This is a genomic window from Pimelobacter sp. 30-1 (assembly GCF_018831735.1).
Taxonomy (GTDB): Bacteria; Actinomycetota; Actinomycetes; order Propionibacteriales; family Nocardioidaceae; genus Nocardioides.
In genome coordinates this window covers 109,770-132,058 of sequence record NZ_NHTS01000005.1, presented here as the reverse complement: position 1 = coordinate 132,058, position 22,289 = coordinate 109,770, and the positions used below count along the sequence as shown (strand labels likewise).

Below are 22,289 nucleotides of genomic sequence, written 5' to 3'. Positions count from 1 at the left end.
GCCGTCATGGACCTGATGTTGAGCATCGGAGCGATCTGGGTGGGCGCTGCGGCGCTGTTCACCTTCGGCGTGAGCCGCGCGCACGCGCTCGAGACCCCGTTCCAGGTGGAGCGGGTGCGGCCGGTCGTCCGGCCTCAGTCGCGCCCGTAGACGTCGCGGGTATAGACCTTCTCGGCCACGTCGTCGAGGACGTCGGTCCGCCGGTTGGCGATGATCACGTCCGCCTTGCGCTTGAACTCGTCGAGGTCGCGCACGACCTTCGAGTTGAAGAACCTCTTCTGGTCCAGCTCGGGCTCGAAGACGATCACCTTCACGCCGCGCGCCTTGATCCGCTTCATCACGCCCTGCACCGCCGACTCGCGGAAGTTGTCCGAGCCGGCCTTCATCGTCAGCCGGTAGATCCCGACCACCTTCGGGTCGCGGCGCAGCACGTCCTCGGCGATGAACTCCTTGCGCGTGGTGTTGGCCTCCACGATCGCGCTGATGAGGTTCTGCGGCACCTGGCGGTAGTTGGCCTGGAGCTGCTTGGTGTCCTTGGGCAGGCAGTAGCCGCCGTACCCGAACGACGGGTTGTTGTAGTGCGAGCCGATCCGCGGGTCGAGGCCGACCCCCTCGATCACCTGGCGGGTGTCGAGGTGGTGCAGCGCGGCATAGGTGTCGAGCTCGTTGAAGTACGCCACCCGCAGCGCGAGGTAGGTGTTGGCGAACAGCTTGATCGCCTCGGCCTCCGTCGAGCCGGTGAACAGCACCGGGACGTCGTCGGCGAGCGCCGCCTGGACGAGCAGCTTGGCGAAGAGCCGGCCCGGCTCGGTGTCGGAGCCGACGACGATCCGCGAGGGGTGGAGGTTGTCGTGCAGCGCCCGGCCCTCGCGCAGGAACTCGGGGCTGAACAGGATGGCCGCGCCGGGGTGCCGCTCGCGCAGCGTGTTGGTGTAGCCGACCGGGACCGTCGACTTCACCACGACCGTCGCGGCCGGGTTGGCAGCGAGCGCCTCGGCGGTGACCCGCTCGACGGTGGAGGTGTCGAAGCGGTTGGTCTCGGGGTCGTAGTTGGTGGGCGTGGCGACGATGACGAAGGTCGCGTCGGCGTACGCCTCGCGGCGGCTGCGGGTCGCGCGGAGCGAGAGCTCACCCGACCCGAGGTACTCCTCGAGCTCGGCGTCCACCACGGGTGAGCGGCCCTCGTTGACCGCGGTGACCCGCTCGGTGCTCACGTCGAGCACGGTCACGTCGTTGTTGCGGGCGAGCAGCACGGCGTTGGAGAGGCCGACGTAGCCGGCTCCGACCACGGTGATCTTCATGCTTCGAGGACAACCGCCGCGATCGAACGGGGCGCCACGTCCGCGTTAACGGCGGACGCCGGGTTGCTGCCAATCCCACACCGACGAGATCGGCAGCCCCCACAGCCGGGGCCCGAACTGGTGGCCGACCGGGGCGGTGTTGAGCACGACGCCGCCGCGGAAGCGCTGGCCCGCACGGCGGGCCAGCGACTCCAGCGCGACGAACTGGTGGGGGCGCAGGCTCGCCGCCGTGCGCACCTCCAGCCCGTAGAGGCTGTCGTCGGGCAGCTCGATCACCAGGTCGACGGCCAGGCCGTTGCGCTCGCGCAGGTACGACACCCGGTGCTCGACCGCGCTCGTCTCGCGCTGGCGCAGCAGCTCGGCGGCCACGATCCCGCGCAGCAGCGGCGCCAGGGCCCGGCGGCCGGCGAACTCGCCGAGCTCGGCGGCGGAGCGTCCGGTCAGGTGCCGGGCCAGCGCCGGGTCGGCCAGCACCGCCTGCGGGCGCCCGATGGCGCGCTTGGCCGCGGCGGCACGGCTGCCCGGCAGCAGGAGGAGGACGCCGAGCTCGACCAGCACGTCGACGTACGGCGAGACGGTGGTGGGCGGGATGCCGGCCGCGGCCCCGAGCCGGGCCTTGTTGAGCTCACCGGCCGGCGGGTCGGCCAGTGCGCCGAGGATCGCGCGGAGCCGCTCGGGGTCCATCCGGCGCCGGGCCCGGGCCCGGCGCTCGATCGCGGCCACCTCGTCGTCGAGGCCGGGGCGCTCCGTCGCCGCGACGTACGACGGCACGTCCCACGCGCTGCGCACCTCCCCAGGCACCGAGCCGCGCGAGCCCAGCCGGGCGACGAAGTCGGCGACCACGGGGGTGATCCTAGGCGCCCGGCGCCGCGAAACTCGTCGATTTGTCTAGCGAGCCGTCGAGAATGTCTCGGTGCAAGGTGCCGCATGGCACGATGGGCGAGCCCGGAGTTTGAGTAGAACGTGTTCTAGAAGGGATGGGCCGTCCGCGTGACAGTGACGCACAGCGACTACCGCCTCAGCCAGCTGGACCAGCTGGAGGCAGAGTCGATCCACATCTTCCGCGAGGTCGCGGCCGAGTTCGAGAAGCCCGTGCTGATGTTCTCGGGCGGCAAGGACTCGATCGTCATGATGCGCCTCGCCGAGAAGGCCTTCTACCCGGCGAAGATCCCGTTCCCGGTGCTGCAGGTCGACACCGGCTACGACTTCCCCGAGGTGCTCGCCACCCGGGACAACTGGGTCAACCGCCTGGGCGTCAAGCTGATCGTGGCCGGCGTCGAGCAGGCCATCGCCGACGGCATCGTCGTCGACGACGGCAAGACCTCGCGCAACCGCCTCCAGATCGGCACCCTGCTCAACGCCATCGAGGAGAACGGCTTCACCGCCGCCTTCGGTGGCGGCCGCCGCGACGAGGAGAAGGCCCGCGCCAAGGAGCGCGTCTACTCCCACCGCGACGAGTTCGGCCAGTGGGACCCGAAGAACCAGCGCCCCGAGCTCTGGAGCCTCTACAACGGCCGCCTGCACGAGGGCGAGCACATGCGGATCTTCCCGATCTCCAACTGGACCGAGCTGGACATCTGGGACTACATCGGCCGCGAGGGCATCGAGATCCCCAGCATCTACTTCTCCCACCAGCGCCGGGTCTTCGAGCGCGACGGGATGCTCCTGTCCGAGAGCGAGCACAACCCGCTGCGCGACGGCGAGGTCGCCGAGGAGCGCACCGTCCGGTTCCGCACCGTCGGCGACCTGACGCTCACCGGCTGCGTGGAGTCCACGGCGAGCACCATCGCCGAGGTCATCGACGAGGTCGCGATCGCCCGGGTCACCGAGCGCGGCGCCACCCGTGGCGACGACCGGTTCTCCGAGGCCGCCATGGAAGACCGCAAGAAGGAGGGCTACTTCTGATGAGCACCGACGAGAAGCGCCCCATGGACCTGCTGCGGTTCGCCACCGCCGGCTCGGTCGACGACGGCAAGTCCACCCTCATCGGGCGGCTGCTGCTCGACTCCAAGTCGATCTTCGAGGACCAGCTCGAGGCGGTCGAGGCCACCAGCGAGGCCAAGGGCTACGACTACACCGACCTCGCGCTGCTCACCGACGGCCTGCGCTCCGAGCGCGAGCAGGGCATCACCATCGACGTGGCCTACCGCTACTTCGCGACGCCCAGCCGCAAGTTCATCATCGCCGACACCCCCGGCCACGTGCAGTACACGCGCAACATGGTCACCGGCGCCTCGACCGCCGACCTCGGCCTGGTGCTCGTCGACGCCCGCCAGGGCCTCACCGAGCAGTCGCGCCGGCACGCGGTGATCCTCTCGCTGCTCCGCGTCCCGCACCTGGTGCTCGCGGTCAACAAGATGGACCTCGTCGACTTCGACCAGTCGATCTACGAGAACATCTACCGCGAGTTCACCCAGTTCGCGACCAAGCTCAACGTGCCCGACCTCGAGGTCATCCCGATCTCGGCGCTCCAGGGCGACAACGTGGTGACCCGCTCCGAGAACATGCCGTGGTACTCCGGTCCCACGCTCATGCACCACCTCGAGCACGTCCACGTCGCCTCCGACCGCGACCTGATCGACGCGCGGTTCCCGGTGCAGTACGTCATCCGGCCCAAGTCCGACGAGTTCCACGACTACCGCGGCTACGCCGGCCAGGTGGCCGGTGGCGTGCTCAAGCCGGGCGACGAGGTCGTCGTCCTGCCCTCGGGTATGACGTCGAAGATCTCCAAGATCGACCTGTTCGACAAGGAGGTCACCGAGGCCTTCCCCCCGATGAGCGTGACGGTCCACCTCGAGGACGACGTCGACGTCTCGCGCGGCGACATGATCGCCCGGGTCAAGAACGCGCCGACGCCGAGCCAGGACATCGACGCGATGATCTGCTGGATGACCACCGCTCCCCTCCAGGCGCGGCAGAAGCTGGCGATCAAGCACACGACCCGCACCGGCCGGGCCCTGGTCAAGGACATCCAGTACCGCCTGGACGTCAACACGCTGCACCGCGACCAGGAGACCAAGGAGCTCGGCGTCAACGAGATCGGCCGGGTCACCCTGCGTACCACGGTGCCGCTGCTGTGCGACCCGTACTCCAAGAACCGCACCACCGGTTCGTTCGTGCTGATCGACGAGGCGACCGGCGTGACCGTCGGCGCCGGCATGATCAACGGCTGATCCACCCGCACCACCGTTCCGTGGCCGTCCGCTCTCAGCGGGCGGCCACGGTCGTCTCCGGACGTCCCCGCAGGCCGGCGAGGTAGGCGACCAGCGCCGCCGCCTGCCCGGCGACGATGCCCACCTGGGCGCCCAGCGCGCCCAGCTCGGCCCCGAGCAGCGCGACCGCGGGCATCCCGACCAGGACGCCGGTCGCCGCCGCCAGGACCGCCCGGCGCTCGCGGCCCAGCGGGGCGTGCACCATCGTCGGCATCAGCAGCGTCGCGACCGCGCCGGCCACGACCACCCCCATGAGCAGCGCGACCGGTACCGGCACCCGGACCGCACCGGCCCCCAGGTAGGCCAGTAGCGGCACCGCCAGCGCCCCCGCGGCGAGGCCGCAGCCCGCCGCGACCAGGGCGACGTCGAGCAGCCGGCGCCTGACCCGGACCTGGGGTGGCCCGGCGGTACGGCGCTCATGGGCCATCCGGCGGGCGAGCACCACGTTGCCGAGCGGGATCGACGCGGTCACGAGCTGGCGCTGGACCCGGTCGACCAGGCCGAACACGGCGAGCGCGGCCGGGTGGACCGGCGCCAGCACCAGCAGCGGCCCGAACAGGAACGCCGACCCGAGCACCTGGGTGGCCAGGGCGAATCGCTGGCCGAGCACGACCGCCGCGCACGCGCGCAGGCTCGTCGTACGCCGGGCGGGGCGGGTGATCCGGGCCCAGCAGAGCGCGAAGCCCACCAGCGCCGCCGCGGTCTGGGTCGCGAGCCCGACCCGGACGTCCGCTCCCCCGGCGACCGCGGCCCAGCCGGCCAGACCCAGCACGAGGCGGGGCAGGGTGTCGAGGAGCAGGAGGCGGCGTACGTCATCGGCGGCGACGAAGTACCAGGTCTGGGCCAGGCCCAGCACCGCGGTCGAGGTGACGCCGAGCGCGACCGGGCCGCCCGGGCCGCCCGGGTGGAGCAGGAGGGCCACGCCCACCCCCACCAGGACGACGGGCCCCGCGACGAGCGCCTTGGACCAGGACGCCTCGCTCAGCACGGTCGCCGGCGCGACGGCCCGCCCCACCCGGGCCGGGCCGCTCACCCCCCAGCCGAGCGCGATCACCGTGCCGCACAGGCCACCGACGGTCTGGGCCACGGCGACCGACGACCATCCGGCCGGGCCGAGCGCACCGAGCATCACCGGCAGCGAGACGAGCACGACGAGCGCCTGGGCGGCCGGCGGCAGCAGGAAGCCGAGCCGGCGCAGCCGCCCGCTCACCGCGGCCGCAGCAGCGGGTCGGGCGCGCGGTCGAGGGCGTGGCGGACGACCTCGTCGAGTGCCCCGGCCGCGGCCTGCGCGCTCGCGGTGGAGCCGACCACCTGGGTGAACCGGCCGGCCGCGACCGGCCGGAACCGCTGCCCGCCCGCCACCGCGCGGAAGAAGGCGTCGAGCGCGGCCGCGTCGTCGAGCAGCAACCGCCCGACGAGCGCGCGGTAGTCCGGCGGGCACAGCCCGCGCACGCCGTGCTCGAACTCGTCGAGGTCCGGGCAGTAGAACGCCAGCGAGCGCTGGAGCGGCAGCACCTCGACGGCCACGCTCGAGTAGTCGGTCAGCAGCCCGTCGGCCAGCCCGATCAGCCGGTAGGGACTGATCCCGGCGGCCCAGATCGCGGGGTTGGTCAGGGTGCGGTCGGCGAGTCCGGTCAGGGCGTCGTGCTCGACCGGGTGCGGCTTCACCACGAGCTGGACGCCGTGGTGCCGGGCCGCCGGGCGCAGCGCCGTCGGCGCGGGCGCGGGCACGGGCCCGGGTGCCGGCGCGGCCCGCGCGGAGCCGGCGAGCTCGGTCGTGAGGTCGGTGAGGGCGCGGCCCTCGGCCCAGACCGAGCCGCCGATGCGGGTCCGGCGGAAGGTCGGCATCCAGAGCACGAACGGCCGGTCCGGGTCGATGCCCAGCCAGCGCAGGGCGTGGTCGTCGGCGGGCGTGCGCGGCGGGTACAGCACCTGGTCGCGCGGGAACCCGGAGAAGCGGGCGGCGGCGGGGTCGAGGCGCATCGCCCGGCGGTGAGCCGGGTCCCACACCCGGGCGGCCGAGAGGAAGCCGGACTCGCTGGAGCGCACGTTGCGGTAGGTCTTGGGCCCGAGGCCGTGGCCGAGGTGGACGTGGGTGCGCGGCGCCCGGGCCCGCGGCGCGGCCAGCACGACGTGGGAGGTGAGCACGTAGCGGCTCCGGCCGTGCAGGCGCACCAGCGTCCGCCGGGTCCGCGGGCGCACCTCGACCCGGTCGGCGAGGCCGGGGGTGCCGAGCAGCGCGGCCTCGACCGCCAGCAGCGCGCGGACCCGGGGAGGGTCCGCGGCGAGGAGGATCGTGCTCCCGCCGTAGCGGTCGGCCCAGCCGAGCGCGGCGCAGAGCAGGTTCTCCTCGTCGTCGTTGAGGCCGTAGAGGACGGCCTGGTCGAGCGGCGTCCGCTGCCGGATCCGCATCACGACGACCAGGCGGAGGTGGTCGGCGACCCGTCGCGCCCGGCGTACGACGCGCCCCGCGAGGTCGCCCGGGGCCAGCACCCGGCTCAGGCGGTGCACCGGGCCTCCTCGCGATCGGCTCGCGGCCGGCCGATGATCCACAGCCCGGCGATGAGCTGGAGGACCCCGATGTAGCCGATCGTCATGAACTCGACGAGCACCCCCGCGAGGGCCGCGTGGGCCACGAACAGCCAGGTCCGGGCGACCAGGTCGGTGGCGCTGTCGAGGGCGCGGCGCAGCTGGGCGGTGAGCGATCCGGCGACGATCCCGCTGAGCAGCGGCACGAGCACCACGCCCACCGGGCCGAGGCTGACCAGGCCCCACACCGGCGAGGCGAGCCGCAGGCCGCCGGTGTTGAGCTGCTGGAGCCGGACCGCGTCGTCGCCGAGCGCCACGGTCCACACACCCGGGTTCCAGCGGAAGTTGCCGGGCACCAGCCCGCCGAGGAAGGTCCGGCCGGCGGTCAGGGGCTCACCGTGCTGGTGCCAGCGCTGGAGGAAGCCCAGGCCGTCACTGACGTCGGGCGTCGACGCCGCGATCGACGCCTCCAGGCCGGGGCCGGAGGCGACCGGGCTCTCGACCAGGCCGAGCCACCCCAGCGCGACGTAGAAGAGCGCGCCGCCGACGTACACGGCGACGGCGGTGGTGACCAGGGTCAGCGGCCGGCGTCGTCCGGCGAGCAGCACGCCCACGAGCAGCAGCAGACCGGTGGCCGCCGGGCCGCGCTGGAGGGTCAGCAGCATCAGCAGCAGGGCGACGCCGAGGAGGAACCACCAGCGCACCCGCGCCCGCGCCTCGGCGCGCAGCGCGAAGGCGGCGAGGATCGGCAGCAGCAGCGGCAGGATCCCGGTCCCGACCCGGTACGGGATCGCGACCGGGCGGTAGGCCTCGCCGTAGGCACCGCGGAAGAACTTCGCCGCGAGTGGGTCGTCGGCGAACATCGGGACGAAGCCCATCCGCAGCATCGCGAAGAGCAGCACCGCGATCGCCGCGACCGTGACCACGGCGGTCCGGGTGACCGCCTCGTCGCCGGGCGCGAACCTCGTCCGGGCGATGCGGCCGAACAGGTGGGTGCTGCGCGGCGCCACCCCCGTGCCGAGGACGACGCCCACGGTGAAGGCGATCGCGCCGCCGAGCAGGACGTCGGCGTACTCGTCGGTGAGGCCGGGGGCGAACGTCCGGTGCGTGCCGACGACACCGATGGGCACCAGGTAGGCCACCACCCAGAAGCCGAGCGCGACGTGCGCGGGGATGTTCCAGCGGCTGGGCCACACCAGGTAGGTCGCGCACGAGAGCAGGAAGTAGGCGACCAGCAGCTGGAGCTCGATCACGCGGGCGTCCTCGCCGAGGTGACCACGTCGTGGCGCCCACCGCGGGAGCGTGGGCCCGGGAGCGCCGGGTGGCCCAGGAGGCGCCAGTAGCGGCGGTAGAAGCGCAGCGCCGAGCGCAGCTCGATGCGCCACACCCGCCACGACCGGGTACGACGCGTGGCCCGGGCCCACGCGTGCGTCCAGCGCACCCCGCCGTCGAGCAGCACCGGGTGCCCGGCCCGCCGCGCGCGCAGGCACAGGTCGGAGTCCTCGTAGTAGACGAAGAAGCCCGCGTCCCACCCGCCGATCTCGTCGAAGACGCTGCGGGGCACGGCGACCGCGGCGCCGATGACCCACGGCACGTCCTTGACCTCGTGCGGGGCCGCGGTGACCTCGTAGTGAGCCCGGCTGGCGGCGGAACCGGCGAAGTGGAGCACCTTGCGGTAGAGATAGGGCGCGCGGCGGCCGTTCTCCTGGGGGCTCCCGTCGAGGTTGAGCAGCTGGGGTGCGGTGAGCGCGCGCCGGTCGAGCGCGAGCGCGGCGAGCCGGTCGATGCCCTCCTGGGTGACGGTGACGTCGGGGTTGGCGAAGACCAGGCAGTCGGCGCCGGCCGCGGCCGCCGCGGCGGCGCCGGCATTGTTGGCGGCCGAGAAGCCGACGTTGTCCGGGAGCCGCACCACGTGTGCCCCGAGCTCCTCGGCGAGCTCGGCCGAGCCGTCGGTGGAGGCGTTGTCGACCACGATCCACGCGGCGTCGAGCGCGGCGGCCCCGCGCCAGTGCCGGTCGAGGTCGGCGCGGCTGTGGAAGGTCACGGTGACCACCGCGACGCGCGGGCTCATCCGAGGCCGCCGATCGCCCGGGCCACCCAGGACCGCCAGGTCCAGGCACCGAAGGCGCGGGCCGCGCTCTCCCACGCGGCGACCGGACGGCGGCGGGCCTCGTCGACCGCGGCGGCGACGGCGGCGTCGTCGTCCCCCTGGGCGACGACGGCATGGCCGCGCGCGGTCTCGGCCAGGACCGGCAGGTCGCTGACCACCGTGGGCCGGGCCAGGCGCAGCGCCTCGGCCACGGGAAGTCCGTAGCCCTCGTAGGTGGAGAGCATGCAGAAGACGTCGCAGGCGAGGTAGGCCGCGACCACCTCCGCATCGCCGGGCGTCTCGAGCCGGGTGACCCGGTCCGCGACGCCCAACCGGTCGGCGGTCGCGGCCCAGTGGGCCTGCCACGAGTCCGGCGTACCGATCACCGTGAGCCGGTGGTCGGGACGCTCGTGCAGGAGCCGCAGCAGCCGGTCCACGCCCTTGTTGCGGGCGTGGCCGAAGGTGAGCAGGCGGACCGTGCGGTCGGCACGGTCGCGGGCGGGAGTCACCGGGGCCGGGACGGCGACGTGGTCGACCGGCAGCGGCAGCACCAGCGTCTTGGCCGCGGCCGCGGGCCGGAAGGCCGCCACCTCGGCCGCCGTGGCGCGGCTGTTGACCACGATCCGGTCGGCGCGGCGCAGCGTCCAGTGGTGCAGGAGGACGCGGTAGAGCCGCTGCCCGCGGCCGATCCCGTGGATCTCGGGACGCCGGAAGTTGAGGTCGTGGACGACGACCACGTGGGCGCGCGAGCGGGTCAGGAACCGCAGCGCGGGAGCCGCGTCGACCCGTACGTCGAAGCGCGGCGCACGACGTGCCGCCCACGCATCGCCGAGGAACGAGCCCACCCGGCTCGACCGCTGGGTGCTGGCGATCTCGATGCCCTCGATGCCCTCGGTCCCGGCGCGCCTCTCGCGTGCACCGCCGCCCTGCGCGCGCGGCGCGTTGGCCACGACCACCGGGCCGTAGGCGCGCAGCTCGGCGCACAGCGCGTCGTGCACCCGCACGATGCCGCCGTGGTGGGCCCCGAAACCGTTGACGAGCGAGCGCATGCCTAGGCCTCGTCCGTCCCGGCGACGACCGGGGCGCCGGTCGCGGTGACCGGGGCGTAGCCGTACCCGTAGCCGTAGGACCTGCCCTTGACCGGCACCCTGTTGAGCACCAGCCCGGTCAGGTGGGCGTCGACCTGCTTGAGCCGCTCGATCGAGAGCCGTACCTGGTCGCGGGTCACCCGGCCGTGGCTGAGGACGACGAGCGCCCCGTCGGCCTTGGCCGCCAGCAGGGCCGCGTCGGTGACCGGCAGCAGTGGCGGGGCGTCGATGATGACGATCTCGTGATCGGCGCGCACCCCGGCGAGGAAGTCCTCCATCGCGTGGGACTGGAGCAGCTCGGCCGGGTTGGGCGGCACCGGGCCGGACGCGACGAACCGCAGGCCCGACTCGACGTGGGTCTGGGTGGCGTCGGCGGTGGAGAGCCGGCCGATCAGGATGTCGGTCAGGCCGACGGCGCCGTCGAGCCCGAGCCGCTCGGCCGCGGTCGGGCGGCGCAGGTCACCGCCGACCAGGAGGGTGCGGGTACCGCCCTGGGCCAGACTGATCGCGAGGTTGGTCGCGGTCGAGGTCTTGCCCTCCTCGGGCACGGCCGAGGTCACCACGAAGACCTTGTGCCGGTTGTCGACGTCGACGAACTGGAGGTTGGTGCGCAGCACCCGGAACGACTCCGCGCGCGGGGCGTGCGAGGCGATCTGGGTGAGCAGGGGGGTCTTGGCGGTCGTCGGGTCGGCGACGATCGTGCCGAGCGTCGGGGCGTCGGTCAGCGCGGCGACGTCGTCGAGCGACTTGACCCGGGTGTCGAGCACCTCGCGCAGGACCGCGGCGCCGAAGCCGAGGAGCAGGCCTGCGGCCAGACCCAGCGCCAGGTTGCGCCGAGGCCGGGGCGCGACCGGGTCGGCGGAGTAGGACGCCGCGTCGACGATGGTGGCCTTGATCGGCGCCTCGTCCTGGCCGCCGGGCGTCTCGAGCTCGCGGACCAGGTCGGTGAGCTGCTCGGCGTAGGACTGCGCGATGGCCTGGGCCCGGTGCGGGTCGCCGTCGGTCACGGTGAGGTCGAGGTTGACCGTGTCGAGGACCGCCTCGGCGGAGACCTTCTCGGCCAGCTGGTCGGGCTCGAGGTCGCTGCCGGTCTCGGCGATGACCCGCCGGGCCAGCTCGCGGCTGGTGATCAGGTCGGCATAGGACTTCACCCGCTGCGCCGAGAACTGCCCGCCCTGGAGCAGCTGGCTGTCGTCGGTCTGGGAGGTCGAGACGAACAGCCGCGCCGTCGAGGCGTACTGGGGCGCCTGCACCGCCGTCAGCACACCCGCGGCCGCGGTCGCCGCGGCACCCAGCAGGACGATCATCAGCCAGCGCCGGCGCAGCACCCGCACGTAGTCACGCAGTTCCATGGTCATCGGGAGCACGCGCTCGCGAGCGTCTCCGCACCGTCCTTCCTCTCGATCGTCGGCGTCACCGCGAGGGCGGTGGCGCCGACCTGTCCGGGGCCCGAGCGCATCGTCCAGGCGAGGTCGGCCACCTGGCCGGGGTCGAGCTGGACGTAGGTCATGGCGACCGGGCGGCCGTCCTGCTCGACGCTCTCGACGTCGAGGGGCGCGCCGTTCCAGCTGAGGGCGCCGATCGTGCCGCCGACCGGACCGAAGATCCGCAGGGTCACCAGCTGGCTGCCCGCGGGGACGCCGTAGCGCCCACCCCCCGTGACGTACGACGGCAGCCGGGCCGCGTCGGCCGGCGCGGTCGAGCGCAGCCGGGCCTTGGCGGCGTAGGCCTGCACGCCGGCCACGCACGAGGTCGCGGCGACGTCGACGTCGTAGCGCAGGAAGTAGGACATCTTGGCGCCCGTGGTGTCGTTGAGGGTCACCACGACCTCGGGCCGGGGGTCGTCCGGGTCGGTGCCGAGCTCGCCGGCGAGCGCCGTCCCGGCGAGTGCGTCGCGCTCGGTCGCGCCGAACGCGTGCACGAACACCCGGCGCTCGTCGACCGCACGGCTCAGGGCCGCCAGGAGCGCGCGCGGGTGCCCGCGGCCGGCGCTGACCTGGTCGAGCGTGGCAGCGGCGACGCGGGCGAAGAAGGCGTCCTGGCGCGCGGGCTCGGGCAGACGCAGGTAGACCCGGTGGAGCAGCTCGTCGATGACGTTCTCGCCGCTGAGCCGGACCCCGCCGATGCTCACCGGACCGGTCGCGTCGAGCAGGTAGCCGATCGCCACGGCGTCGACGAGCACCACGCCGTCGACCGGGCGGTCCGGGAAGCGCTGGGCCCAGCGAGCGCGCAGCAGGTCGGCGGCGCGGGGGACGTCGGGGGTCATGGTGGCGTCGAGGAAGTAGGTCCCCAGCACCTCGCCGTAGAGCGCCCGCTCGGGCGCGCTCAGCGGCAGCACCGGGGCCGGGGCCTGACCGAACGAGGCGCCGGTGACGTGCTCGCGGATGCGCAGCCGGCCCGCCCGCGCCTCGACGTACGACGCCGCGCCGGGCAGGCCGCCGGTGGCCCGGACCTCGGCGTTGTTCTGGAAGACCAGGAGGTAGTGCCGCGGTCCGTCCCCGCCGAGCATCGCGGGCAGCACCCGGGTCGCGACCTTGGCCGAGGCGAGCGTGCGCGCCCCCTGGCCGACCTGGTCGCGCAGGCTCGCGAAGCGCCGCTGCAGCGGCCCGGCGAAGCCGCTGTCGTCGACCGCCCCGAGCGTGCGGTCGGCCGCGGCGAAGGCCCGCTCGGCCTGGTCGACCGGGGCCACCAGGTCGCGGGCCACGGCCACGTCGACCGCGCCGTCGTGGGGCACCAGCTGCTCGAAGCGGCCCGCGGCGCGCACCAGCGGCTCGACGCCGTCGCGGGCGAGCCGGTCGAGGACGGCGCTGGTCACCGCGACCCCGTCGGCGTCGTCGCCGACGAGCGGCAGGTGGGTGAGCAGGCGCCAGGTGGACCCGGAGGTCCGCTCGGCCGCGGCGGACGCCGCGGTCCGCAGACCGTCGAGCTCGGCGCGCAGCGCCGGGTCGTCCGGATCGCCGGCATCGGCGCGGTCCTGGACCAGGCGCCGGACGGCCTCGGCGTGACCGGCCGCGGCGTCCAGGTCGCGCTGGACCTGCCACGCCTGCCAGGCCACCCACAGCCCGGCGCCGAGCAGCACCGCCGCGAGGCTGGCGCCGATCAGTCGTCCACGACGACGGAGCACAGGGATCACCGCTCTCACGGGGGAGGATCAGGGCAGGCAGGAGCAGGGGTCCCGCGGCGAGCGCCACGGGACCCCGGTGTTCAGCGCGCGGTCAGCGGCGCACGCGGACCTGCTTGACGACCTTGCTGTTCTTGTAGACGCCGGTGCCCTTGAACTTCACGACGCAACGCCACCCACCACGCTTGAGCGCGGCGCTCTTGACCTTGATCGGCGCACCCGCGTAGGACTTCGCGGCGCCGACGACCTTCTTGCGGCCCTTGGTGCAGGTCACCTGGACCTTGCCGGTGGGCTTGGCCGCCCCGGCCTTGACCGTGACCGCGAAGGTCGCCCGCCGGCCCTTGCCGACCTTGGCCACCTTGGCCTTGGTCTTGGTGACGACCGTCCCCGGGTAGGGGTCGGCGTGGGCGGCGGTGCTCTCGACCCCGACCAGACCGAAGGTCAGCAGGGCGGTGGCCAGCATCCCGAGAACCAGCTTCTTCATCAGATTCGTCCCTCTCGACGCGAAGATCATTCGAGCCACGGGACAGACCTGGCCCGGGCCGGATCACCTTGGCACGACGAGACACGGGCGCGGCCGGATCGGCCGCGCCCGTGCGCAAAACGACGATTTGGCGCCCGCGGAGCGGGCCCGGCTCAGCGCTGGGGCCGGAAGTGCAGGCCGATCTCGGGGTCGACCAGGACCTCCTGGGCGGCCGGCAGCCCGTCGACGACGAGCGGCGCCGCGACGTCGGTGTTGCGCTTGAGCAGCGCGAGCGCGATCGGGCCGAGCTCGTGGTGCCGGGCCGAGGAGCCGACCACGCCGACCGCGCGGCCGCCGCCCTCGGGCAGCACCTCGGCGCCGCGGGCGGGCAGCCGGTTCTCGGAGCCGTCGAGGTGGAGCAGGGTGAGCCGGCGCGGCGGGCGGCCGAGGTTGTGCACCCGGGCGACCGTCTCCTGGCCGCGGTAGCAGCCCTTGTCGAGGTGGACCGCGGCCCACGGCTGCTCGCCCTGGAGCCAGCCCAGCTCGTTGGGGATCGACCGCTCGTCGGTGTCGAAGCCCAGGCGCGGCTCGCCGCGGGCGATCCGCAGCGCCTCGTAGGCCCACAGCCCGGCCGCGGGCCCCGCCGCCTCGGCGTACGACGTCAGCTGCTCGCGCGGGACCAGGTCGTGCTTGCCGCCCTCGGCGCTCGGGCGCCAGGCGACCGCGAGGTCCGCGGTGACGTCGGCGACCTCGACGCGCAGCATGAAGCGCATCCGGTCGAGGAACGCGACCAGCGCCGCGGCCCGCCCCGGCTCGGTGTGGGCGGTGAACGCCTCGCCGTCGTCGATGCCGCTGAAGGCGTGCTCGACGCGACCGTTGGCGTCGAGCAGGAGCGCGGAGGTCCACCGGCCCGGCTCGAGGCGCTCCAGGTGCTGGGTGGTCATCGAGTGCAGCCAGCTCAGCCGGTCCGGGCCGCTGACCCGGATCACCTCGCGGTGGGAGAGGTCGACGAAGCCCTCACCGGCCGCGAGGGCGCGCTGCTCGCCGTACAGGCTGCCGTAGTGGGCGGCCACGCCGGCGTCGACCCCCTCGCCGGCGACGGCGCCCGGCAGGTCGAGGAGGGGGCTGGTGCGGAGGTCGGTGCTCATGTCAGGTCCCGGTAGTGCTCGAGGAGGCGGGTGAGGGTGCCGAGGGCTGCCTGCATCTCCTCGATGTGGGCGGGGTCGAGCGTGCGGAGCATCTCCTTGATCTCCGTGCTCGACACACCCGAGGTGCGCGGCAGGTACCTCACCTCGCAAACGTCGGCGAGGTCGTCGAACTTCCCGGTCCAGTCGTCGCCCATCACGAAGAGGTCGACGCCGTGCTCGACGATGTCGGCCCGCTTCTGGTCCCAGGAGCGCTCGGGCAGGACGAGGTCGACGCCCTTGATCGCGCCCACGATGGCGGCGCGGTCGTCGTAGGAGACGACGGACTTCTTGCCCTTGCCGGCGTTGAACTCGTCGGTCGAGACGCCCACGACGAGGCGGTCGCCCAGCGCGGCGAGGCGCTCGATGAGGCGCAGGTGGCCGATGTGGAACAGGTCGAACGTGCCGTAGGTCAAGACGGTCGTCACGGTGCTTCTCCTTCGCACTGGGCGCACCGGCCGAAGACGGTGAGGTGGCCGAGGTCGGGCGTGAACCCCTTGGTGCGCAGCACCGCGACGAACGGCTCGGCCTCGACCGCGTCGACCGAGATCACCTCGCGGCAGGTGCGGCAGACCAGGTGGAAGTGCTCGTGCCCCCGGGTCGAGTGGTACGTCGGCGCCCGGTCGGACAGGTGCGCGTGCCGGATCAGGCCGAGCTCCTCGAGCACCTCGAGCGTGCGGTAGACCGTCGAGGCGTTGACGGTGGACGCCGTGCGCTGCACGTGCGCGAGCACCTCGTCGGGGGTGGCGTGGCCCAGCGCGTCGACCGCCGCCAGGATCAGCTCGCGCTGGGGCGTGAGCCGGTAGCCCTTCTCGCGAAGAGCCGAGCGCCAGTCCTGCTCGTCAGGCACGCTTGAGCCTCGCCCACAGGTGCGGCTGGAGGGCCTGGCCCACGGCGGCCATGTCGAAGGCGTAGAGCAGGTCGCCCTCGACGTTGCCGTAGAGCCGCTTGCCGGCGGTGTACTCCTTGGCGGTCTCGGTCCGGGCCACGGCGTCGGTGGTCCACTCGAACTTGCCGTTGTCGGCCTCGCCGTGCCAGATCTCGGCGATGCCGGTGTTGTGGGTCAGCAGGATCTCGAACTTGCCGTCACCGACCCCGCGGATGAACCCGGTCTCGATCGCGGCGTCGCGGACCTTCTCGTTGTTCTCGTCCACGATCCAGGAGCGCGCCATGTAGTGGAAGAACGGCCGCCCGTCGTGGGTGAAGATCAGCTCCTGGCCGAACTGGAAGCTGTCGATCGTCGGGTAGTCGCCATGGCCGTTGCCCCGCCAGGTGCCGAGCATCCAGGCGATGGGTCCGCAGTCGGGGTGCAGGTTGTCGGGGAGTTCGAAGGCCACGACCGGTCATTCTAGGCTCTCGGGCATGGCACGCTCACTCCTCGTCAAGGTCACCTGCGGCGCCGACGCGCCGGAGCGCTGCAACCAGGGCTTCACGGTGGCCGGTGCGGCCGCCGTCTCCGGGGTCCCGGTCTCGCTCTGGCTCACCGGCGAGGCCTCCTGGCTGGCCGTCCCGGGGCGGGCCGCCGAGCTGCAGCTCGACCTCGCCACTCCCCTGCCCGACCTGCTCGACACCGTGCTCGCGGCCGGGCAGGTCACCGTGTGCTCCCAGTGCGCCGCGCGGCGCTCGCTGACCGAGGCGGACCTGCTTCCCGGCGTACGGATCGCGGGGGCGCCGGTGTTCGTCGAGGAGGCCCTCGGCGACGGCGTCCAGGCGCTGGTCTACTGATGGCGAGCCGGGTCGAGCGCTACCTCGCGCACCTGGAGCGGCTCAGCGGCGGCGCCGAGGCCGAGTACCTGCGCGTCGGCGCCCACGAGGGCGGGCCGGACCTGAGCGCGATCGTCTACCGCGACCAGCCCGAGCCGGGGCTGCTGACCGCGCTGACCTACGGCCTGTCGCTGGGCGAGCACGAGTCCTGGCGCCTCGGGCGTCCCGAGCTGTGCATCAGCGTCCGGTCCGAGGACGCCGCCTGGGGCCTGGCGATCGCGGACCTGGCGAGCCGGCTGGCCGGCGCCTGCCCCTTCCAGTACGGCGACACGATCGACCTCGGCGGACCGATCGTCGACGGCACGACGCTCTCGGCGTTCGTCGTGTTCGCGCCGTCGGTGCTCGAGCGCGAGGACTACCTCGACGTCCTCGGCGCGGGCGAGGGCGCGCCGCCCGAGCACGTGGTCAACATCGCCGGGATGTACCCCATCCACGAGAGCGAGCGGCAGTACATCCGCACCGAGGGGCTCGAGGCGTTCTGGAAGCAGTCCTGGGATCCGTACGACGTGCAGCGGGCGCCCGCCGTCTGATCCGTAGGCTGTGCCCGTGAAGCGCGTGCTCCCCCTGCTCCTGGTGCTCAGCCTCGTCGGCATCGGCCTGTCCGCCTGCCTCCTCACCGGCAAGAAGGAGGAGCACAAGCCCGGCGCGGCGTACGTCGCGCTCGGCGACTCCTACACGGCCGGCCCCTACATCGGGACGATGGACGGGCGCGACGGGTGCTTCCGCTCGCGCAACAACTACCCGCACCTGCTCGCCGAGGCGAAGGACCTCGAGCTGACCGACGTCAGCTGCTCGGCGGCCACGACCGACGCGACCGACGGCGAGCAGGTCACGCCCCAGAAGCGCCGGCTGGACCCCCAGCTCGACGCGATCGGCCCGACGACCCGGCTGGTCACGGTCGGCATCGGCGCCAACGACTTCAACCTGATCGGCCGGATCATCACGACGTGCGTCCAGATCGCGCGCACCTCGACCGAGCCCAGCCCCTGCACCACGCTCGACGCGGCGGCGGGCCCGCGGGGCATCGAGAGCCGGCTCAAGGACGTGCAGGCCAACGTGACCCGCGTGCTCCAGGACGTGCAGGCCAAGGCGCCGGACGCCCAGGTCGTCATGGTCGGCTACCCGCAGATCTTCCCCGCCACCACGACCGGCTGCGACGACCTGCCCCTCGCCGACGGCGACCTGCCCCTGGCCCGGCGGTTCAACGAGGGCCTCAACGCGGCCGTCGAGGCGGCGGCCAAGGCCGCCGGCGCCGAGTACCTCGACGTCTTCTCGGCCACCGACGGCCACGGCATCTGCAGCGACGACCCGTGGATCGCCGGCCAGACCGTGCGCGGCAAGGGCTTCGCCTACCACCCCTACGCCGAGGAGCAGGAGGCCGTGGCCCGGCTGCTGGAGAAGGTCGTCGACTGATGCGAGCGGTCCTCCAACGGGTCGCCTCGGCGTCCGTCGTGGTCGACGGCGCGGTGACGGGGGCGATCGACGTACCCGGGCTGCTCGTCTACCTCGGCGTGACCCACGACGACGGCCCGGCCGAGGTCGCCTGGATGGCGCGCAAGATCCGCGACCTGCGCATCCTGGACGACGAGCGCTCCGTCGGCGAGACCGGCGCCCCGGTCCTCGTCGTCTCCCAGTTCACCCTCTACGGCGACGCCCGCAAGGGCCGCCGCCCCACCTGGATCGCGGCGGCGCCGGGTCCCGTCAGCGAGCCGCTCTACGACGCCGTGTGCGCGGCCCTCGAGACCGCCGGCACGCACGTGGAGCGCGGGATCTTCGGTGCCGACATGAAGGTCGCCTCGGTCAACGACGGGCCGTTCACCGTGCTGCTGGAATCCCCTTGACGTCCCGCCGTCCTTACGCGACTCTCGAAGTAAGGAATCTCTCGGAGAAGTAAGGACCCGTCGCCATGACCACCGCCACGATGACCAGCAAGGGCCAGATCACCATCCCCAAGGACGTCCGCGACGACATGAACCTGGTCGCCGGCTCCAAGCTGATGTTCGTGCGCATCGCGCCCGGGCACTTCCGGATCGTCCCCCGCACCGGCAAGATCGAGGACCTCGCCGGCATCCTCTACCGGCCCGGCCAGCGGACGCTCACCATCGAGGAGATCAACGAGGGCATCGCCGAGGGCGGCGCCGCGAGCGGGATGCGCGGCATGCCCGGGTACGAGGACGAGGACGACGCGTGATCGGCCTCGACGCCAACGTCCTGCTCCGCTACTTCGTCCGCGACGACGAGGCCGCCTACCGCGCCGCGTCGGACCTCCTCGGCGACCTGACGACCGACAACCCGGGCTTCATCACCCAGGTCACCATGGCCGAGCTCTACTGGGTCCTCTCCCGCAGCTATCGCTTCGACCGGTCGAGCTGCCTGGCCGTCGTCCAGTCCCTGGTGCGCACCGAGTCCCTGGAGTTCGACGACGGCGAGGGCGTCGTCCGCGCGCTGCACCTGGCCGAGGCCGGGGCCGACTTCGCCGACGCCCTCATCCAGGGGACCATGGAGCAGTTCGGCGCCCACGAGACGGTCACCTTCGACCGCTCGGCCGCCCGCCGGCTCGGCTGGCGGCTGCTCGCCCCCTAGCCGGCGGGCGGCGCTAGGCGGCGCTAGGCCGCGCTGCGGCGGGTGATCCGCAGCCCGAGCAGGTACATCTCGCAGCCCAGGCAGAACGCGAACACCGCGTTGAGGAACGCCGCGACGAACGCGAGCGCCGCCGCGACCTGACCGAGCAGCACCGCGCCGGTCGCGAACCCGATCGTCGCGACGACGGCGAAGACCAGGCCGACGGCCTGGGCGAACCGCGGCGGGGCCGGGTCCTCGAGCTCGGCCGGCGGGGCGAGGCGCGGGCGGACCAGGCGGCGGAAGAGCAGCCCGGTCGGGGTCTTCTGCACGCCGAGGCCGGCGCCGATCGCGAAGAGCACCGCCTGGACGCCGGTGATCACGGCCGCGACACCGGGGGCCGCGTCGGAGAGCAGCAGCGCCACGGCGAAGACGACGACGGTGATCGCCGCGGTGAAGCGGGGGCCGCGCGGGTCGATCCCGGTCGCGGTGCGGTCGGCGGTGCTGGTCATCAGGACTCCTGGAGCGTGGGGAGGGCGGCGAGGACCTGCTCGCGACGCGGGGCCCCGGCTGCGCGGGTGATCTCGTGGCCGGCACCGTCGAGGACGAGCGTCGTCGGCGTCCGGCGTACGTCGAGCGCGCGGACCAGCTCGAGGTGCTGCTCGGCGTCGATCTCGACGTGCGCGACGCCGTCGACCCGGCCGGCGACGTCGGCGAGCACCACGCGGGTCGTGCGGCAGGGCGCGCAGAACGCACTGGAGAACTGCACGAGCGTGGCCCGCTCCCCCAGCGCGACGTCGGGCACGGCACCGGCGACGGCCGTCCAGGTCGTGGGGGCCGCTGCGGCCGCGGTGGCGAACCTGCCGTCGATCCGGCGCCGGTAGAGGCCGAAGCCGACCGCCACGACGACGGCCAGCACGAGCAGCACGATTCCGGTCACGGTCATCTCCAACGACGGCGGGGTCCTGCCCATTCCACTCCGCGCCGGTTCGGTCCGACCACGGCGTCCGCGGAGTGGTCGGGTTTCCCCCGCCTGAGCATCCGTCAGGTGACGGATGCCGCAGGCCCTCTGCGCGCCGAGTTTCGGGCACGCGACCCGATACCGGGCGTGATCCGGCGCACATAGTTTCGGGCCATCTCGGTCAGACCGAACCCTGGAGGACCCATGAGAAGCGCCATCCGAGCGATGTCGTCACGAACCAAGATGACGATCTTCTGGCTGCTGTTCGGCGCCAGCATCCTGCTCGCCGTCGCCCCGCCGCTCTACCTGGCGGGCAGCGGCATCGACACCCCGATCCTCGGGGTCCCGTTCAGCGTCGCGTATTGGGTCGTCGACGCCCTGCTGGCCACCGGCGCCGTCTGGCTGCTGTGGGTCTTCGAGAACATCCGCGGCGAGGTGGGCGAGGAGCCCGAGGAGGTGGCGGCCTGATGACCTCCATGACCGGTTCCATGGCCGTCACCCTCGGCATGCTGACGGCGTTCTTCGCCCTCATCGTCTTCGTGCTCTACGCGACCAACCGCAGCGCCAAGTCGTTCTCCGACTACGCCGTCGGCGGCCGCTCGTTCAGCAGCTGGTACATCGCGATGTCCTACACCAACTCGTGGTGGCCCGGTGCGACGTACACCGCCTTCTTCGGGCTCAGCGTCGGCGCGGGTGTGCTCGGCTTCTACGCCCTGGCCTACTCGCTGCTCGGCGTCACCGCGATGTACCTGATGGCCGAGCGGGCCTGGCTGTGGGGCAAGCGCTACGACCTCAAGACCCAGCCCGACATGCTGGGCCTGCGCTTCGACTCCCAGGCGGTGCGCGTGATCGCCAGCGCGATCGGCGTCGTGTGCCTGTTCCCGTGGATCGTCCTCGGCATGCAGGCGATGGGCCTGATCTTCCGGTTCGCCAGCTTCGGGCAGTGGTCGGTGACGACCTGCCTGATCGTCGGTGTCGCGGTGATCGCGGTCCGGCAGATCTGGACCGTCCAGATGGGCATGCGCGGCCTGGTCATCACCGACCTGGTGCAGGGCATCGTGGCGTACGGCCTGGCCGCACTGGTCTGCCTCGGCATCCTGTTCGGGCCCGCCGACGCCGGCGGCTTCGTCGCCCTGAAGGACCTGCCGGACAGCCTGCTCGTCGTCCCGGGCGACGGCGGCGCGTACGGCCCCTGGTACCTCTTCTCGCTCATCGTCACCGGCGTCATCGGCTCGCTGTGCTGGCCGACCAGCTACCAGCGCATCTACACCGCCAAGGGCGTGCGGAGCGTCAAGAAGGGGACGCTGCAGACGATGCTCGTCGCCGGCGGGTTCTACCTGCTGCTGACGCTGGTGGCGCTGGCTGCCGCGTCGATGACCGACATCGTCGCCGCGCCGCAGGACGGCTGGTTCGTCCTCCTCTACGACCGCGGCGGCCAGTGGCTGCTCGGCATGGCGCTGGTGATCGTGCTGGCCGCGAGCATGGGCTGGATCGACGGCTGCGTGCAGGTCTGCGGTGCCCAGATCGCCAACGACATCGTGCACGTCATCTCGCCGCGCACCGACTTCCAGCTCAAGGTCGTCGCCAAGGGCTCGATGGTCGTCTACATGCTGGCCTCGGCCGTGGTGGCCTACATCGCCTTCGACTACCCACGGCTCCAGCTGCTGGCGCAGATGTCCTACCAGGGCATCGTCCAGCTCGCCGTCCCGATGTTCCTCGGCATGTTCTGGAAGCGCGGCACCAAGACCGCCGCCCTCGCCTCGATGTGCACCGGCTTCCTCGTCGCCGCGGTCCTGACCTGGAAGTACCCCGACGACATGCCCGCCCTGGGCAGCGTCACCGGCGGCGTCCTGGCCCTGCTCCTCAACCTCGTCGTGTACGTCGTCCTGGCCTACCTGCTGCCGCAGAGCGCCGCCGAGCGCCGCCGGGTCGACGAGCTCTTCGAGGCCGGCAAGTCCCGGACCGAGCCGGTCCTGTCCCCCACCGCCTGACCACCCGCACCCACCCAAGGAGCTGTG

Annotated in this window: 27 protein-coding genes; 11 read left to right on the top strand and 16 right to left on the bottom strand. The window is 73.0% G+C overall.

Translation table 11 applies throughout. The features are described from left to right. The first annotated feature begins 6 nt into the window (after positions 1-6). The gene (locus tag CCO04_RS12000; RefSeq protein WP_215814381.1) at positions 7-150 is read left to right on the top strand and encodes a hypothetical protein; all 144 of its coding nucleotides are present in this window, start codon (positions 7-9) and stop codon (positions 148-150) included. Here CCO04_RS12000 and CCO04_RS11995 read toward each other — a convergent pair. Beyond that, positions 135-1,301, bottom strand: coding sequence for a nucleotide sugar dehydrogenase (locus CCO04_RS11995; protein WP_215814380.1), 1,167 nt, complete (start codon positions 1,299-1,301; stop codon positions 135-137). The two genes, CCO04_RS12000 and CCO04_RS11995, sit on opposite strands and share 16 nt — an antisense overlap. Before the next feature lie 45 nt (positions 1,302-1,346). Beyond that, positions 1,347-2,144 (bottom strand): DUF4143 domain-containing protein, encoded by a 798-nt coding sequence (locus tag CCO04_RS11990; protein ID WP_215814379.1) that lies wholly within the window; start codon positions 2,142-2,144, stop codon positions 1,347-1,349. A gap of 147 nt (positions 2,145-2,291) precedes the next feature. Here CCO04_RS11990 and cysD point away from each other — a divergent pair, with 147 nt between their 5' ends. Both cysD and CCO04_RS11980 read left to right on the top strand, forming a co-directional pair. After that, on the top strand, positions 2,292-3,206 hold the full coding sequence (gene cysD / locus CCO04_RS11985; protein ID WP_215814378.1) for a sulfate adenylyltransferase subunit CysD: 915 nt from the start codon (positions 2,292-2,294) through the stop codon (positions 3,204-3,206). Continuing rightward, positions 3,206-4,474 (top strand): sulfate adenylyltransferase subunit 1, encoded by a 1,269-nt coding sequence (locus CCO04_RS11980; RefSeq protein ID WP_252373151.1) that lies wholly within the window; start codon positions 3,206-3,208, stop codon positions 4,472-4,474. Before cysD ends, CCO04_RS11980 begins: the two co-directional genes overlap by 1 nt. Positions 4,475-4,508: 34 nt before the next feature. Here CCO04_RS11980 and CCO04_RS11975 read toward each other — a convergent pair whose 3' ends face one another. The 12 genes from CCO04_RS11975 to CCO04_RS11920 form a co-directional block, all read right to left on the bottom strand. Beyond that, on the bottom strand, positions 4,509-5,723 hold the full coding sequence (locus tag CCO04_RS11975; RefSeq protein ID WP_215814377.1) for a hypothetical protein: 1,215 nt from the start codon (positions 5,721-5,723) through the stop codon (positions 4,509-4,511). Beyond that, a complete protein-coding gene (locus CCO04_RS11970) occupies positions 5,720-7,024 on the bottom strand; it encodes a CDP-glycerol glycerophosphotransferase family protein (protein WP_215814376.1) in 1,305 nt (434 codons plus the stop codon). Before CCO04_RS11970 ends, CCO04_RS11975 begins: the two co-directional genes overlap by 4 nt. Then, on the bottom strand, positions 7,012-8,295 hold the full coding sequence (locus tag CCO04_RS11965; RefSeq protein ID WP_215814375.1) for a hypothetical protein: 1,284 nt from the start codon (positions 8,293-8,295) through the stop codon (positions 7,012-7,014). The genes CCO04_RS11970 and CCO04_RS11965 overlap by 13 nt, the downstream gene beginning before the upstream one ends. Further along, positions 8,292-9,113 (bottom strand): glycosyltransferase family 2 protein, encoded by an 822-nt coding sequence (locus tag CCO04_RS11960; protein WP_215814374.1) that lies wholly within the window; start codon positions 9,111-9,113, stop codon positions 8,292-8,294. Before CCO04_RS11960 ends, CCO04_RS11965 begins: the two co-directional genes overlap by 4 nt. Next, positions 9,110-10,180 carry a glycosyltransferase gene (locus tag CCO04_RS11955; protein ID WP_215814373.1) on the bottom strand — a complete coding sequence of 357 codons (1,071 nt, stop codon included), beginning with the start codon at positions 10,178-10,180 and terminating at the stop codon, positions 9,110-9,112. The genes CCO04_RS11960 and CCO04_RS11955 overlap by 4 nt, the downstream gene beginning before the upstream one ends. 2 nt (positions 10,181-10,182) lie before the next feature. Further along, a complete protein-coding gene (locus tag CCO04_RS11950) occupies positions 10,183-11,577 on the bottom strand; it encodes a polysaccharide biosynthesis tyrosine autokinase (protein ID WP_215814372.1) in 1,395 nt (464 codons plus the stop codon). After that, positions 11,574-13,352 (bottom strand): DUF4012 domain-containing protein, encoded by a 1,779-nt coding sequence (locus CCO04_RS29770; RefSeq protein ID WP_215814371.1) that lies wholly within the window; start codon positions 13,350-13,352, stop codon positions 11,574-11,576. Before CCO04_RS29770 ends, CCO04_RS11950 begins: the two co-directional genes overlap by 4 nt. 82 nt (positions 13,353-13,434) lie before the next feature. Continuing rightward, positions 13,435-13,824 carry a hypothetical protein gene (locus CCO04_RS11940; RefSeq protein ID WP_215814370.1) on the bottom strand — a complete coding sequence of 130 codons (390 nt, stop codon included), beginning with the start codon at positions 13,822-13,824 and terminating at the stop codon, positions 13,435-13,437. Positions 13,825-13,976: 152 nt separating this feature from the next. Then, a complete protein-coding gene (locus CCO04_RS11935; protein WP_215814369.1) occupies positions 13,977-14,951 on the bottom strand; it encodes a folate-binding protein YgfZ in 975 nt (324 codons plus the stop codon). Then, positions 14,948-15,415, bottom strand: a complete 468-nt coding sequence (locus CCO04_RS11930) for an adenylyltransferase/cytidyltransferase family protein (protein ID WP_215814368.1) — start codon at positions 15,413-15,415, stop codon at positions 14,948-14,950. The genes CCO04_RS11935 and CCO04_RS11930 overlap by 4 nt, the downstream gene beginning before the upstream one ends. After that, positions 15,412-15,837, bottom strand: coding sequence for a Fur family transcriptional regulator (locus tag CCO04_RS11925; protein ID WP_215814367.1), 426 nt, complete (start codon positions 15,835-15,837; stop codon positions 15,412-15,414). The genes CCO04_RS11930 and CCO04_RS11925 overlap by 4 nt, the downstream gene beginning before the upstream one ends. Further along, positions 15,830-16,324 carry an FABP family protein gene (locus CCO04_RS11920; RefSeq protein WP_215814366.1) on the bottom strand — a complete coding sequence of 165 codons (495 nt, stop codon included), beginning with the start codon at positions 16,322-16,324 and terminating at the stop codon, positions 15,830-15,832. The genes CCO04_RS11925 and CCO04_RS11920 overlap by 8 nt, the downstream gene beginning before the upstream one ends. A 25-nt stretch (positions 16,325-16,349) precedes the next feature. Here CCO04_RS11920 and CCO04_RS11915 point away from each other — a divergent pair, with 25 nt between their 5' ends. From CCO04_RS11915 to CCO04_RS11890, 6 genes are all read left to right on the top strand, one after another. Then, positions 16,350-16,712, top strand: a complete 363-nt coding sequence (locus CCO04_RS11915; protein WP_215814365.1) for a DsrE family protein — start codon at positions 16,350-16,352, stop codon at positions 16,710-16,712. Beyond that, positions 16,712-17,281 carry a suppressor of fused domain protein gene (locus tag CCO04_RS11910; protein WP_215814364.1) on the top strand — a complete coding sequence of 190 codons (570 nt, stop codon included), beginning with the start codon at positions 16,712-16,714 and terminating at the stop codon, positions 17,279-17,281. The genes CCO04_RS11915 and CCO04_RS11910 overlap by 1 nt, the downstream gene beginning before the upstream one ends. A gap of 16 nt (positions 17,282-17,297) precedes the next feature. Then, entirely contained in the window at positions 17,298-18,164 is an 867-nt protein-coding gene (locus tag CCO04_RS11905; RefSeq protein ID WP_215814363.1) for an SGNH/GDSL hydrolase family protein, read from the top strand. After that, positions 18,164-18,592 (top strand): D-aminoacyl-tRNA deacylase, encoded by a 429-nt coding sequence (dtd, locus tag CCO04_RS11900; protein ID WP_215814362.1) that lies wholly within the window; start codon positions 18,164-18,166, stop codon positions 18,590-18,592. The genes CCO04_RS11905 and dtd overlap by 1 nt, the downstream gene beginning before the upstream one ends. Before the next feature lie 65 nt (positions 18,593-18,657). Further along, entirely contained in the window at positions 18,658-18,942 is a 285-nt protein-coding gene (locus tag CCO04_RS11895; protein WP_215814361.1) for an AbrB/MazE/SpoVT family DNA-binding domain-containing protein, read from the top strand. Continuing rightward, on the top strand, positions 18,939-19,334 hold the full coding sequence (locus CCO04_RS11890; RefSeq protein ID WP_215814360.1) for a PIN domain-containing protein: 396 nt from the start codon (positions 18,939-18,941) through the stop codon (positions 19,332-19,334). The genes CCO04_RS11895 and CCO04_RS11890 overlap by 4 nt, the downstream gene beginning before the upstream one ends. Positions 19,335-19,357: 23 nt before the next feature. Here CCO04_RS11890 and CCO04_RS11885 read toward each other — a convergent pair whose 3' ends face one another. Together CCO04_RS11885 and CCO04_RS11880 are read right to left on the bottom strand one after the other, a co-directional pair. Continuing rightward, positions 19,358-19,822, bottom strand: a complete 465-nt coding sequence (locus tag CCO04_RS11885) for a DUF4395 domain-containing protein (RefSeq protein WP_215814359.1) — start codon at positions 19,820-19,822, stop codon at positions 19,358-19,360. Further along, positions 19,822-20,256, bottom strand: a complete 435-nt coding sequence (locus CCO04_RS11880) for a thioredoxin family protein (protein ID WP_215814358.1) — start codon at positions 20,254-20,256, stop codon at positions 19,822-19,824. Before CCO04_RS11880 ends, CCO04_RS11885 begins: the two co-directional genes overlap by 1 nt. 258 nt (positions 20,257-20,514) lie before the next feature. Here CCO04_RS11880 and CCO04_RS11875 point away from each other — a divergent pair, with 258 nt between their 5' ends. Together CCO04_RS11875 and CCO04_RS11870 are read left to right on the top strand one after the other, a co-directional pair. Then, positions 20,515-20,739, top strand: coding sequence for a hypothetical protein (locus CCO04_RS11875; protein ID WP_215814357.1), 225 nt, complete (start codon positions 20,515-20,517; stop codon positions 20,737-20,739). Beyond that, a complete protein-coding gene (locus CCO04_RS11870) occupies positions 20,739-22,262 on the top strand; it encodes a sodium:solute symporter (RefSeq protein ID WP_215814356.1) in 1,524 nt (507 codons plus the stop codon). Before CCO04_RS11875 ends, CCO04_RS11870 begins: the two co-directional genes overlap by 1 nt. The last annotated feature ends 27 nt before the right edge of the window (positions 22,263-22,289 follow it).